The 12,855-nt window shown below is 71.4% G+C and carries 14 protein-coding genes and 1 tRNA gene; 4 read left to right on the forward strand and 11 right to left on the reverse strand.

The window, feature by feature from the left end; all coding sequences use genetic code 11:
• Positions 1-23 precede the first annotated feature (23 nt).
• Positions 24-488, reverse strand: a complete 465-nt coding sequence (locus PWG71_RS15000; protein ID WP_274810327.1) for a DUF6326 family protein — start codon at positions 486-488, stop codon at positions 24-26.
• A 178-nt stretch (positions 489-666) separates the two neighbouring features.
• Here PWG71_RS15000 and PWG71_RS15005 point away from each other — a divergent pair, with 178 nt between their 5' ends.
• Positions 667-1,320, forward strand: a complete 654-nt coding sequence (locus tag PWG71_RS15005; protein WP_274810328.1) for a TetR/AcrR family transcriptional regulator C-terminal domain-containing protein — start codon at positions 667-669, stop codon at positions 1,318-1,320.
• An 8-nt stretch (positions 1,321-1,328) separates the two neighbouring features.
• Here PWG71_RS15005 and PWG71_RS15010 read toward each other — a convergent pair whose 3' ends face one another.
• Together PWG71_RS15010 and PWG71_RS15015 are read right to left on the reverse strand one after the other, a co-directional pair.
• Positions 1,329-1,745: a hypothetical protein gene (locus tag PWG71_RS15010; RefSeq protein ID WP_274810329.1), complete on the reverse strand. Its 417-nt coding sequence runs from the start codon at positions 1,743-1,745 to the stop codon at positions 1,329-1,331.
• Positions 1,746-1,801: 56 nt separating this feature from the next.
• Positions 1,802-2,329, reverse strand: a complete 528-nt coding sequence (locus PWG71_RS15015; protein ID WP_274810330.1) for a MarR family winged helix-turn-helix transcriptional regulator — start codon at positions 2,327-2,329, stop codon at positions 1,802-1,804.
• Positions 2,330-2,391: 62 nt separating this feature from the next.
• On the opposite strand from PWG71_RS15015, the gene PWG71_RS15020 reads away from it, so the two are divergent.
• Positions 2,392-2,844: an SRPBCC family protein gene (locus PWG71_RS15020; protein ID WP_274810331.1), complete on the forward strand. Its 453-nt coding sequence runs from the start codon at positions 2,392-2,394 to the stop codon at positions 2,842-2,844.
• Positions 2,845-3,414: 570 nt separating this feature from the next.
• Here the strand turns inward: PWG71_RS15020 and PWG71_RS15025 are convergent.
• The 5 genes from PWG71_RS15025 to PWG71_RS15045 form a co-directional block, all read right to left on the reverse strand.
• Positions 3,415-3,487: transfer RNA gene (locus PWG71_RS15025), tRNA-Ala, on the reverse strand.
• A 115-nt stretch (positions 3,488-3,602) separates the two neighbouring features.
• Positions 3,603-4,457, reverse strand: coding sequence for an energy-coupling factor transporter transmembrane component T family protein (locus PWG71_RS15030; RefSeq protein WP_274810332.1), 855 nt, complete (start codon positions 4,455-4,457; stop codon positions 3,603-3,605).
• Positions 4,444-6,165: an ABC transporter ATP-binding protein gene (locus tag PWG71_RS15035; RefSeq protein ID WP_274810333.1), complete on the reverse strand. Its 1,722-nt coding sequence runs from the start codon at positions 6,163-6,165 to the stop codon at positions 4,444-4,446. The genes PWG71_RS15030 and PWG71_RS15035 overlap by 14 nt, the downstream gene beginning before the upstream one ends.
• On the reverse strand, positions 6,162-7,067 hold the full coding sequence (locus PWG71_RS15040) for a cell division protein FtsQ (protein WP_274810334.1): 906 nt from the start codon (positions 7,065-7,067) through the stop codon (positions 6,162-6,164). The genes PWG71_RS15035 and PWG71_RS15040 overlap by 4 nt, the downstream gene beginning before the upstream one ends.
• A 52-nt stretch (positions 7,068-7,119) precedes the next feature.
• The gene (locus tag PWG71_RS15045) at positions 7,120-8,850 is read right to left on the reverse strand and encodes an HAD family hydrolase (protein WP_274810335.1); all 1,731 of its coding nucleotides are present in this window, start codon (positions 8,848-8,850) and stop codon (positions 7,120-7,122) included.
• A gap of 164 nt (positions 8,851-9,014) precedes the next feature.
• Here PWG71_RS15045 and PWG71_RS15050 point away from each other — a divergent pair, with 164 nt between their 5' ends.
• On the forward strand, positions 9,015-9,995 hold the full coding sequence (locus PWG71_RS15050; protein ID WP_274810336.1) for a LacI family DNA-binding transcriptional regulator: 981 nt from the start codon (positions 9,015-9,017) through the stop codon (positions 9,993-9,995).
• 10 nt (positions 9,996-10,005) lie between these two features.
• Entirely contained in the window at positions 10,006-10,221 is a 216-nt protein-coding gene (locus PWG71_RS15055) for a hypothetical protein (protein WP_274810337.1), read from the forward strand.
• On the opposite strand, the gene PWG71_RS15060 is transcribed toward PWG71_RS15055, so the two are convergent.
• Genes PWG71_RS15060 through PWG71_RS15070 form a run of 3 tightly spaced genes read right to left on the reverse strand, consistent with a single transcriptional unit; the run spans position 10,200 to position 12,795 of the window.
• Positions 10,200-10,994: an ABC transporter permease gene (locus tag PWG71_RS15060; protein ID WP_274810338.1), complete on the reverse strand. Its 795-nt coding sequence runs from the start codon at positions 10,992-10,994 to the stop codon at positions 10,200-10,202. The genes PWG71_RS15055 and PWG71_RS15060 overlap by 22 nt on opposite strands.
• Complete coding sequence (locus PWG71_RS15065; RefSeq protein ID WP_274810339.1) at positions 10,994-11,962, reverse strand: ATP-binding cassette domain-containing protein; 969 nt, start codon at positions 11,960-11,962, stop codon at positions 10,994-10,996. Before PWG71_RS15065 ends, PWG71_RS15060 begins: the two co-directional genes overlap by 1 nt.
• Entirely contained in the window at positions 11,959-12,795 is an 837-nt protein-coding gene (locus PWG71_RS15070; protein ID WP_274810340.1) for an alpha/beta hydrolase, read from the reverse strand. The genes PWG71_RS15065 and PWG71_RS15070 overlap by 4 nt, the downstream gene beginning before the upstream one ends.
• Positions 12,796-12,855 lie beyond the last annotated feature (60 nt).

Below are 12,855 nucleotides of genomic sequence, written 5' to 3' on the forward strand. Positions count from 1 at the left end.
GGTCCGAGGAGGCCGTCGGCGCGTTACGGAACCTCGGTCCGACGGACGCCCTCCCGGCCGGGCGTGGTGCCTCGGGCGGGCTCCTCGGGCCAGGTCCAGGCGTAGTAGACGATGGCCGCGAGCAGGCCGATCTCCAGGGCACTGGCGAAAAGGTAGTAGCCCCATTCCCCGAGCGCGGCGGCGACGATGGTGAGCGCGTACACGGCGCCCAGCACGATGTTGACGATCCGGTTGACCCGTGGGCGCAGGACGAGGACGAAGAACACCATGAGGCTCGGGACGACCACGTAGGCGACGGCCGAGAAGAGGAACACCTGGTCGACGGCGAATCCGCCGATCTCGCCGGCTTCGATGGCGGCTCGGACGTCGGGCCGGTAGAGGCCGAAGATGTCGACGAAGGCGAAGAGCAGGAGCACGGTCACCCAGAGCGCCGAGATCTTGATCCGCACGTTCACGGGGGACGGTTCGAGGTTCGTCGTGGTGGTCATGGGCGCCTCTTTCGTTGATGCGCGGGCGGGTCGGCGGTGCCGTCGGAAGGGGCCGCCCGGGATCGGGGGCCCGCGTCGAGGAGCGACCGCTGCGCACCCGACCTGGCCTTACAGGTGTAAGGCTCTGATGGGAATGCTAGCCTTACACCCGTAAGCCCGTCAATGGTCTCGGAGAAGCATGCCCCGTCGTCCCGCGCTCAACGAGGAGCGCATCATCGAAGCGGCTGCGCGCGTGGCCGACCGAGGCGGTATCGCGCAGGTGAGCATGCGCAACGTCGGCAGGGAACTCGGCGTCGAGGCGATGTCGCTCTACCATCACCTCGCCGGCAAGGACGCCCTGCTCGACGGTCTCGCGGATTGGATCTTCACGCGGATCGAACTCCCCGAGCCGCGCAAACCGTGGCGCCCGGCCATGGCGGACCGGGCCGCGTCGGCCCGCGGTGCCCTCGCGACGCACCCGTGGGCCCTCGGCGTCATCGAGTCGCGCTCGCCCGGACCGGCCCTGCTCTCCCATCACGAGGCGGTCCTCGCGTGCCTGCGGCACAACGGCTTCTCGATCCCGCTGGCGGCGCACGCGTCCTCGGCGATCGACGCCTACGTGTACGGCTTCGTCCTGACCGAGCTCAACCTGCCCTTCGACGCGGACGAGAGCGTCGACGAGTTCGTCGGCGGGGTCCGACCGCAGATGCCCCCGGACAGGTATCCGCACCTGGCGGAGCTGGTCGCCGATCACGTCATGGGAAAGGACTACACCTACGGCGGCGAGTTCGCGTTCGGCCTCGACCTCATCCTCGACAGCCTCGAACGGCACCTCGCCGCCGACACCCGCTGAGCCCCGGATCAGGGCGGGGTCAGGCGATCGACGTGCCGGAGCATCTCCGTCAACGCGTCCCGATCGAACGAGTCGACGTCCTCGAAGGCGATGGCGGCGGCACCGACCTTCACCCGGCCGAGCCGCTCGGCGTACATCCGGGACAGGTAACGGCCCTCGTCGGCGACGTTGACGTAGAGGCTGTAACGGTTCTTCTGCGAGGCCAGGCCGACCGCGAACCATTCCACGGAACGCCCGCGCGGTCTCGGCTGCGCGATGTCGGCGTACCCGATGATCTCCTGCTCGGTACCGCCCCAGAACGTGCCGGCCCAGAGGCGTCGGCTCCGCCCGGTGAGGATCCCGGTGATGATCGCGTCCATCTCGGTCAGCGTCCGGTCGGCCGCTCTCCGCAGGTGGTCGTCGACGTCCGTCTCCGTTGGTCGCACGTGGTCGACGTACCCGGAAACACCGGGACGGACCCCCGTCGTTCCGTGCCGGACGATCACACCGGCTTCGGAGGGCGCTCTTCGAGGGCGGCCAACAGCTTGCGCAGGACCGCGTCGAACGCGTGCGCCTCCTGCTCGGTGAGCAGTCCGAGGAGGCGGTTCTCGTTCTCGGCGTGGTCGGCGACGGCGGCGTCGATGAGCGCGAGCCCTTCCGGTGTGAGTCGGATGCGGAGACTGCGACGGTCCCCCGGGGCGACACGCCTGGTGACGAGACCGCGCGCCTCAAGGCGATCGACGCGCTTGGTCATCCCCGCGCGGGTGATGAGGAGGATGTCCGCCAGCCGGGAGGGCGACAGCTCGTGCGGCGCTCCCGTGCGGCGCAGGCCGGCCAGGACGTCGAACTCGCCCCGGTCCAGGCCGTGGGCGGCGAAGACCTCCTCCACGTAACGGCTACCGGCGATGTAGAGGCGGGCGAAGCGCGCCAGCGGGGCCATCGCGGTGAAGTCGAGTTCCGGTCGTTCGCGCTCCCAGTGGGCGACGGCGACATCGGCGAAGTCGGGCGGGGTCTCGGATCTGTCGGCCATAGCGAGATCCTACCGCAACCGGTATATAGTCAACTGGTTAACCATATGGGAAAGGTGTTCCGATGAGACCCATCGCCGTACGATCCTCTGTCGCCGTGCACGCTCCCGCGGAGTTCGTGTGGGACTTCCTCCGTGTCTACGACAACGACCCGACCTGGCGGTCCGGCCTGGAGAAGATGACCCAGAGCCCGCCCGGCCCGGTACGGGACGGAGCCCGGGTGGAGGAGACCCTCCGCGTGCTGGGCAGGGTCGTGGAGAGCCTGGTCGAGGTCTCGGACGTGCGCGAGGGGCACTCGTTCACATGGCGGGTCGTCGAGGGCGCGATCGCCGAGGGCAGCCGCTCGGTGACCCCGACCGGCGCGGATTCGTGCCGGGTGGACATCGTCAAGCGGGTGACCTTGACCGGAGGCGATCGTCTCCTGCGCCCCCTGCTGGCCGTGGTGATCGCACGCACCGAACGCGGGGACGCCCAACGGGCCAAGCGGACCCTCGAAGAGGCCTGGAAAATCCGCTGACCCCACGCCCCCGAGCCGAGCGGGCTCTGGGCCACGTCACCACATCCCACGAGACGCGGCCTCGCCTTGCACGAGAGCCACCCCATCGATCAGCCCGACCCGGACCACCGGGGGTCACCTCGGGAAGTTCCAGGGGCCTCCCCACCAAGGCCGAGCGGCGAAGCCGTCCCGCCGAGACAGAAGCCCCACCCACCCCACCGATCAACGCGACCCAAGCCACAGGGGGTCACCGCAGGAGGTTCCGGGGGTCTCCCCCGGTGAACACGAAGAACGCCCCACGAACAAGCGAAGCCGTCCCGCCGAGGCACCAGACCCCACCCACCCCACCGGTACACGCCACCCGCCACAGGGGGTCACCTCGGGGGGTCTCACCCCGGGTGAACACGAAGGACGCCTCCGCGAGCAAGCGAAGCCGTCCCGCCGAGGCACCAGACCCCACCCACCCCACCGGTACACGCGACCCAAGCCACAGGGGGTCACCTCGGGGGGTTCGGGGGGTCTCCCCCCGGGAAACACGAAGGACGACCCGGCGAGCAAGCGAAGCTTGCGAGCAGGATCGCCCTGAGTCCGTGGAGCTATGGGGATTCGAACCCCAGACCTCCTCCATGCCATGGAGGCGCGCTACCAACTGCGCCATAGCCCCTTGCGGGTGCCGACCGGGCCGTGGCCCGTCGACATGACCGAGTCTATCGGATTCGGGAGGGTGCCGTGACCGGGCCGGGTGTCGGGCGGCCCACACCGCCGCCCGACACCCCCGGTCAGCCGACCTGGACCGGGAGCGGGTACAGCTCTCCCAGAGTGAAACAGCCCGCCACCAGGAGCACGGTCGCGGCGATGAGCACCGCGTCCCAGCGGTCCGCCTTCAGGTGCGCCAGTCGGATCCGCCGTCCCGCCGGGTGCTCGGCCGCGTACGTGAACCCCTTCGTCTCCAGGGCCTCCACCGTGGTGCGGGTGCGCTTGGCGGTGTTGAGCATCAGCGGGTAGAACGCCGCCACCACCGTGCTCCCCGTCCGCACCACCACCCGCCATCCCAGGAACCCCGGCGAGGGCAGCGGCGCCGCCCGCAGCCGGTGTCCGTCGACGACGGTGTGGAACTCCTCCATGAGCATCGGCAGCATCCGGTACCCGTAGCTCACGCCGAACGCGACCATGGCGGGCGCGTGCAGGGCCAGCAGCGCGTCGGACAGCTTCTCCGGGTCCAGCGACACGAACGCCGCCATGCTCGCCAGGCTGACCGTCGCCAGTTTGAGGGTCAGCTCCACCAGCGCCAGCACCGTGCTGAGGTCGCCCCCGAAGAACCAGGCGGCGAACAGCACGTACAGGCTCTCCAGCACGAACCCGAACACGAACAGTCCGAGGATGAGCGGTCCCACCCGGCTGAGGACCACGGCGACCGCGCACACGAGGAACAGTCCGGCGAGCACCGTCAGATCGTGGGTGAACCAGGGCACCACGGCGAAGATCAGGTACCAGCCGATGACGAACCGGGGGTCCCGGCTCGCGAGCAGGCCGCCCCGGGTGGCGTAGGCGGTGCGCAGGAGTTCGAGCTTGACCCACTCGACGGAGAGGGTGTCGCGCTCCTTGCGTTCACGGCGTCGGTCAGCGGTGGGCATCGCTTCCCCCTCCGGTGGTGGCGAGACCGCGGTCGAGGAGTTCGGCCACGGACAGCGGTGGTGGTTCCATTCCGAGTTCCAGGCCCAACCGCACGATCTGAGGCGGGATCAGTCCCACGGAGTCCATGAGGTCGGGGTCGGCGAACAGGGCGGCCGGGTCGGTGTCGGCGACGATGCGACCGCCGTCGAGGACCACGACCCGGTGCGCCCAGGCGGCGACCAGGTGCATGTCGTGGGTGGCCACGACCGTGCAGCGGATGGTCTCGGCGAGCGAGTCGAGCATGGCGATGACGGCGTCCCGGCTGGCGGTGTCGAGGCTGGACGTGGGTTCGTCCAGGAGGAGCAGCGCGGGCCGCACGCCCAACCCGATGCCGAGGGTGGCCCGGCGTTGTTGGCCGCCGGAGAGCAGCCGCCCGTCGCGGTCGGCGAGGTCGGTCAGTCGGATGCGGTCCAGGATCGAGTCCACCAGGGCGTCGGTGTCCGGGACGCCGCGCCCCCGGGGGAACATGGCGATGTCCTCGCGCACGTTGTCCTTGAGGAACATCTGCTCGGGCCGCTGGTACAGGTGGCAGACCCGGTCGGCCAGGGCGGCGGGCCGTACGGTGCGGGTGTCGGTGCCCTCGACCCGGACGGTGCCCTCGCGGGGCACCTTGAGGCCGGTGAGCAGCCGCAGCAGGGTGGACTTGCCGGCCCCGTTACCGCCGACGAGGGCCACCCGTTCGCCCGCGCGCAGGGTGAGGTCCACGCCTTGGAGGACCCGGGTGAGTCCACCGCCGACCTCGCGGTACCCGTGGTGCACACCGACGAGTTCGGCCACGGTCTCCCCCACCGGCGGGGCGGGGGTGGCCTCGGCGGCCCCGCCGAGGGGCACCCCGCGCAGGGCCTCGGCCGCCTCCGGGACGGTGAGGGGGACCGGTGCCGCCGGTACCAGCGCGCGCACCGCCCCCGCGATCTGGGGTGCCGGGATGCCGTGCCGGTCGAGCTCCTCGTGGCGTTCCAGGGCCTCGCGCACCGGCAGGTGCCACACCGGCGCACCGTCGGCCATGAGGAGCACCGTGCGGGCGTACCGGGCGACGAACTCGGCGTGGTGCTCGATGACGACGATGGTGGTGCCGAGGCGGGCGTTGAGCCCGGTGAGCGCCTCGTAGATCCCTTCGGCCCGGGCCGGGTCGAGTTCGGCGACGGGTTCGTCCACGACGATGACCTCGGGCCGCAGCGCCAGCACTCCGGCCAGCGCCACCAGGTGCTGCTGGCCGCCGGACAGCTGCCAGGTGAACCGGTCGGCGAGGTGGGCCACCCCGAGCAGTTCCATGGCCTCCTCGGTGCGTTCGGCGTGGTCGTCCAGCCCGAAGTTGACGGGGGCGAAGGACACCTCGTCGCGCACCGTCGGCCGCACCAGTTGGTTGCCGAAGTCCTGGTAGACGTAGCCGACCAGGTGGGACAGGTCGGCCACGGAGGTGGTGCGGGTGTCGACGCCGCACACCCGCACGGTGCCGGCGAAGTCGCCCGACCAGTAGTGCGGGACGAGTCCGTTGAAGGTCTTGCACAGGGTGGTCTTGCCCGAGCCGTTGCCGCCGACGACGGCGGTGATGTCCCCGCGTTCGATCCGCAGGTCGACGCCGGTGAGGGCCTCGACGTCGGCGCCCGGGTAGCGGAAGCGCAGACCGTCGACCTCGATGGCGGACGTCGGCTCCTGCCCGCTGTTCATCGGTCCTCCTGGGCGGCGCGTTCGCGGCGGGAGTGGACGACGAACCGGATGGCGATGACCAGCGCGGCCAGGACGATGACCGCGGCGGACACCCCGATCCACAGGAACCGCTGTCCGTACTGATCGATGAAGTCGGGCTCCCACACCCCGAAGTTGTCGAAGATCTCGGAGGTGAACGCCGCGATCATCGACACGAACGCCAGCACCAGGGCCAGCAGCAGGAAGGCGCCGGTGCCGCGTTCGGTCAGCGGGTGGGGGCGGGCCGGGTCACGCGGGGCCAGCCCGAGCAGCGGCTCGATCTTCCCGTAGAGGCGGGGCGCCAGGACCATCGCGGGCAGGGCACCGAACAGCACCCCGCTGATGATGACGTCGGTGGTGAACCCGACCCCCTCCAGCAGCAGGATCGACTCGGGCAGGCCGGGCACGTACTCGGCGTCCTCGACGCCGACCATCACCTTGCCGATGTCGACGATGGCCGACAGCATCTTGTCGACGACCACGACCGTCACCCCGGCCAGGAACAGCTGGCCGCGTCGGCGCGGGTCGCGGACCAGGCAGCCGCCGATGTACACGGCCAGGAACATCTGGAGGTAGCCCTCCAGTTCGCCGAGGCCGGAGAAGTCGCCCATGAGCAGGTCGACGAAGACGATCTCACCGAGCGGGGCGCCCAGGGCGGCGTAGAGCGGGTGGAACAGCGAGGCCATGACGACCGGGACGAACGCCAGGTAGGACACCGAGATCTCGACCGGGCCGATCCGGACCTCCGGCAGGACCTCCGTGAGGATGTTGGCCAGTCCGAACAGGGTCATGCTCAGCACGAAGACCATGAGCTTCTGCCCGGAGTTGAGCGCGGGCGGTCCGGCGGTGTCGCGGACGTCGACGGGGCGAGGGGTGGCGGACATGGTGCACCGACCTTTCGGCGGAGGGGGAGGCGGGGGATGGGTGAGGCGGGTGTCAGGGGAGCAGGGGGGCGGGCTCCGCGGCCCACAGTCCGAGCAGGTCGCCGATCTCGTCGATGACGTGATCGGGGCGCACCAGCGGGTCGTCGCCGGTGAGTGCGGCGTGGATGCGCTCGTCGGAGGCGGAGCCGCCGCGCACGATGACGGCGGTGCCCACGCCGGCCCGGCGGGCGGCGGCGGTGTCGCGCCAGGGTTTGTCGCCGACGAACCAGGCCCGGGAGGGGTCGACGTCCAGCGCGGTGAGGGCGGAACGGGCGGTGGTGGGGTCGGGCTTGCGGTGACCGAGTTCGTCGGAGTACACGTGGGCGCCGATGAGGTGGGCGATGCCGAACCGGTCGAGTTCTTCGCGGACGGCCCGTCCGCACACGGTGTTGGAGACGATCGCGACGGGGATCGCCCGTTCGGCGCAGAAGTCCAGGACCTCGCGCACCCCGGAGCGCATGCGGGCCAGGCTCTTGGAGTCGGCGTACTCCAGGGTGAGCTGCGCGGACTCGGCGTGGAGGAAGGCGCGGGCGCGTTCGGGCAGGTCGCGGCCGACCATGTCGTGCCAGAACGCGCGGGGGGTGATCTCGGGGATCGGCCCGTCCTCGTCGTGTTCGGCCTTCCAGGCGCGGTAGCGTTCGCGGCCGGCGCGCACCAGGGACAGGACCGCCTCGGTGGTGCTGGCGTAGCCGGCCCGGTCCAGGCGCCGGGCCAGGGACGCGGCGAAGTCGCGCTGGACGTCGGGGGTGGCCGTGGAGAGGGCGATGACGCCGCCCTGGTCGAGCAGGAGCGCGCCCGGGGCACCGGGGTGGTGGTCGAGGGGGCCGCCCTCGGGTCGGGGCCCGAGCGGGCGGGTCGTGTCGGCCGTGCGCGGGGCGACGACCCGGACGGGGTCGGCGTCCTCGCCGGCCTCGGTCGCGGCGGGGCGCGGCAGGACGGGCACGTGGTGGACGCCCTCCTCCGGAACGCTGCGCCAGAGCGGGTCGACGAGCCCTTCGGGGGTGTCGTAGACCGCGTCGGCGCTCTCGCGCACCGGGTAGGGCGGGGTGTCGGTGTGGTGGTGGCGGGTGAGGATGGCGGCGGCCACCCCGGCGCGGCGGCCGGCGACGACGTCGCGGTCCTGGGTGTCGCCCACGTACCAGCAGCGTTCGGGGACGGTGCCCAGGGCGCGGGCGGCCAGGCCGATCATCTCCGGGTGGGGTTTGCGGATGCCGACCTCGTCGGAGTAGACCTGCACGTCGATCTGGGCCTCCAGGCCCGCCTCGCGCAGGAGGGTGCGGTGGGCACGGCCCGCGTGGGCGTTGGAGACGATGCCCGTGCGCACGCCCAGGGCGCGTGCGGCGTGCAGGAGGTCGCGCACGCCCGGTCGGACCCGGTGTTCGGAGATCAGGGTGGACATGTCGGCGAGCAGGGTGCCCGCGCTGCCGGCGAGGGTCTCGCGGACCGGTTCGGGCAGGTCGGAGGCGATGAAGTCGATCCAGATCTCGCGGTGGGTCAGTTCGCGCGGGGTGCGGCGGCGACCGGCCGCGTTCTTCCAGTCCTTGAGGGCGGCCAGGCCGGCGTCCAGGGAGGCGCGCAGGACGGGGGCCGGCACGTCGTGGCCCGCTCGGAGCAGGGTCTCCCGCAGGTGGAGGGCGACGGCGTCGCGGCCCTCGGGGAGCTTGCGGGTCTGGAAGACGACCCCGCCGAAGTCCAGGAGGAGGGCGTCGGGGCGTCGTCGCAGGGCGGGGATGTCCGGTTCCAAGATGTCTCCCGTGGTTCGGTGTGCCGGCGCGATGTGCGTTCACCGGTGACGTTAGGCAGGGGCCGGAGCCACGGGAAGGACACGCGGTGGATGTCCGGGAAACGAACCTGGAACGTTCCAGGCGGCATCGGGCGAGCACACCGGATTCGGGACACAATGTCCGGGTGACAGGAACACGACCCCGCCGCCCCACCATCGTCGACGTGGCCGAGGCCGCCGGCGTGTCCAAATCCCTGGTGTCGCTGGCGTTGCGCGGTGATCCGGGGGTGAGCGAGGCGACGGGGGCGCGCATCCTGGCCACCGCCGACCGGCTCGGTTACCGCTCCAACCGGCTGGCGCGCGGGCTGGTGCAGGGACGCACGATGATCCTGGGCGTGCTGCTCACCGACCTGGCCAACCCGTACCACACGGAGGTCGTGGCGGGGGTGGAGGAGGCCGCCGACGCCCGGGGGTTCACGGTGCTGCTGGCCCACGGCCGCCGCGACCGGAAACGGTTGGAACACCAGCTGGACGCCCTGTTGCAGCTCAACGTGGACGGGGTCGTGGTGGTCAGCTCGTGGGTGGGACCCCGGGCCCTGGCGGACGCGGCGCGGCGGGTGCCGGTGGTGATGGTGGGACGCCCGAGGGAGTTCGCGCCCGGTGTGGACACGGTCGCCAACGACGACGTCGCGGGGGCGCGAGTCGCGGTCCGGCACCTGGTCGAGCTGGGCCACACGAGGATCGCGCACCTGTCCGGCAGCGGGAGCCCGTCGTCGCGATCACGCGAGGAGGGCTACCGGGAGACCATGCGCGAGGCGGGGTTGGCCGACGAGGTGCTGGTCCGGCCGGTGGGCACCGACCGGGAGAAGGCGGCGGGCGCGCTCGTGGCGGCGGGTCCGAGCGCGGTGTTCGCGGTCAACGACCTGGCCGCGCTCGCGGTGTTGGACCACGCCCCGCCCGGGGTCTCCGTGGTGGGGTACGACAACACGTCCCTGGCCGAGGTGGTCCGTCCTCGGTTGAGCAGCGTGGACCAACCCCGCGCGGTCATGGGGACGTTGGCCACCGAACTCCTCTTGGAGCGCATGGGCGGCCGTACCGGGGACCGGCACGAGGTCCTCACCCCCACCCTGGTGGTGCGCGATTCCACGGCGCCGCCCCGCCCCTGAAGAGGTGGCCGTGAACGGAACGGACCCGGTCGACGTGCTCGTGCGCCGACAGGAGCACGGCGGTGTGCGGCATGTCCTGGAGCGGTCCCCGTCGCGGGTGACGGTGTCCCCGCGCCGGTGCGCCGGCGGCGAGGAGGTGGAGCGCCCGGTGTCGGAGGGCCCGGCGCTCCCCGCCTCCGTCGCCGAGCGTTCCCGACCCGCCGACTACCGGGCGGCCCGACGGTAGCGGCGCACCGCGAGCGGCACGAACACCGACAACAGGATCAGCGGCCACACCAGCGCCATCAGCAGGGCGTTCTGCGCCACCCACGAGTCGGAGACGACACCGGGAGAACCGAACAGGTCACGGGCGGCGATCACCGTCGCCGACAACGGGTTCCACTCGGCGATGGGGGCCAGCCAGCCCGGCATGGCCGAGGTCGGCACGAACGTGTCCGCGACCATCGCCAACGGGAACACCAGCGAGAAGAACTTCATGGCCGACTCGGGGCTGCGCACCACCAGGCCCAGGTAGATGCCGATCCAGGTGAAGGCCAACCGCAGCCACAGCAGCAGTCCCAGCGCGGCGAGCGCCGAGAGCCAGCCCTCGTGCCAGCGCCATCCGATGAGCAGGCCCATGCCCGCCAGCACCACCAGGTCGACCACGCCGGAGATCACGTCGGAGAGGCTGCGCCCGGCCAACAGCGCCGAGGGCGACATCGGCAGGGTGCGGAACCTGTCGATGACACCGCGTCCGGCGTCGGTGACCACGGCGATCGTGGTGTTGCCGATGCCGAACGCCATCGTCAGCGCGAACAGGCCCGGCATCAGGAAGTCGCGGTAGTCGTCGACCCCGGCGGCGGCGCCCATCGTCTCGCCGAACACGAACCCGAACAACAGCACGGCCAGCACCGGGATGAGCAGGGTGCCGATCAGCTCGTCGGGTTTGTACACCAGGTGTGACAGGTAGCGGCGGGTCACCACCCATGTGTCGGACACCGCCCATCCCACGCGCGTCATCACGTCTCCTCCCCGGTCCGGCGCCCGGTCAGGCTGAGGAACACCTCGTCCAGGCTCGGCCTGCGCAGCGCGATGTCCTCCACCTCCAGACCGGCCTCGTCCAAGGCCCGCACGACCTTGGCCAGTTCACTTCCACGGCCGCCCACGGGGGCGCGCACCGTCTGGGTGTCGGGGTCCACGTCGAGGGGGGACCCGCACATCCTCCCCAGGACCTCCGCGGCCTTCTCGACCTGGGAGGGGTCCGCGAGGACCACTTCCACGCGGCTGCCCCCGACCCGTTTCTTCAGTTCCTCGGGCGAGCCCTCGGCGATGACCCGGCCGGCCTCGACGACCGACACCGCGTCGGCCAACCGGTCCGCCTCCTCCAGGTACTGGGTGGTGAGGAGCACGGTCGTGCCCCGGTCGACCAGGTCCCGCACGGCACGCCAGACCTCGGCGCGGCTGCGCGGGTCCAGACCGGTGGTGGGCTCGTCCAGGAACAGCACCTTCGGATCCAGGATCAGGCTCGCGGCCAGGTCCAGCCGGCGGCGCATGCCGCCGGAATAGTGGCGGACCGGCCGCTCGGCGGCGTCGGTGAGACCGAACCGCTCCAATAGTTCGGCGGCCCGGACCTTGGCCGCCCTGGCGCGCAGATGGTGCAGGCGGGCGAACATCTCCAGGTTCCGTCGCCCGCTGAGCACCTCGTCGAGGGCGGCGTACTGGCCGGTGAGGCCGATGCGTTCGCGCACCCGTCGGCTCTCGGCGACCACGTCGTGGCCGGCCACCCTGACCCGCCCCTCGTCGAAGCGGGTCAGGGTGGACATCACCCGCACGGCGGTGGTCTTGCCGGCGCCGTTGGGGCCGAGCAGGGCGTGCACCGTGCCGGGGAGCACGGTCAGGTCGAAACCGTCCAGGGAGGGACGGCTCCGGGAGGCGTAGGTCTTGCGCACCCCTTCGGCGAGGATGACCGGGTCCGTCGGGGTGATCACGAGGGGATCCTCTCCTCCGAGAGGACGACGGCCGGCCGGGGCAGGGGGATCCGGGTCAGGGGGTCGACCAGGGTGACCTCGTCGTACCGGCCCAGCGCGATCCGGGCCATGTTGCGCACCGATTCGCTGCCGTCGGTGTAGTAGGCGCAGTGTCCGGAGATGGGTCCGGTCTCGACGCGCACGGCCCCGAAGCCGGGCCGCAACGGGGTGGGGCCGTGACCGATGTCGCCCAGTCGGCCGCGCGGGAAGAAACGGATCCAGTCCTCCTCGCCCTGGAGGGCCCACAGGTTCCCGCCGTAACGCAGGTCGGCGACGGAGGAACCGCCCATGCCGGGGCTGCCCAGGGCGATGCAGTCGTCGACCCGCGCGTCGGCCAGGGCCAGCCCGCACACGACGGTGCCGTAGCTGTGGCCGATGAGGGTGATCCGCGCGTCACGGGGCAGGAAGCGGGTCAACCGGACCAGGTCGCGAGCGCCCTCCCGCGCGGGGCCGCGCATGGCGCCTTCGAAGAAACCGCGCGGGGTGTCATAGCCGAGCCAGACCACGACGGCGAACCGTTCTCCCCGGGAGATACCGCCCATGGTCCTCAACAGCGTGGCGCCGTTGACCCGGGGTCGGGTGGCTCTGCTCGGGTCGAAGTAATTTCCCAGGTAATTGTCATTTCCCGGAACGAGGACGACGATGTGGTCGGCGGTCGCCACATCGCCGAGCGCCTCGACGATACGCCCGTCACCGGTCTCGTCATAGGCCAACAGTCGGAGGCCGTTCCACTCTCGCTCCTCGTAGTGCAGGGGCGTGGGGGACGGTGCGGTTCGGGGGCCCGCAGTGATCATGATCCTCCGTCGGATCGAGGGATTTCCCATGTGCTCCGACGTTAGACGCGCGGGTCAGAG

The sequence above is a fragment of the Nocardiopsis sp. N85 genome, from assembly GCF_028882275.1.
Taxonomy (GTDB): domain Bacteria; phylum Actinomycetota; class Actinomycetes; order Streptosporangiales; family Streptosporangiaceae; genus Nocardiopsis; species Nocardiopsis lambiniae.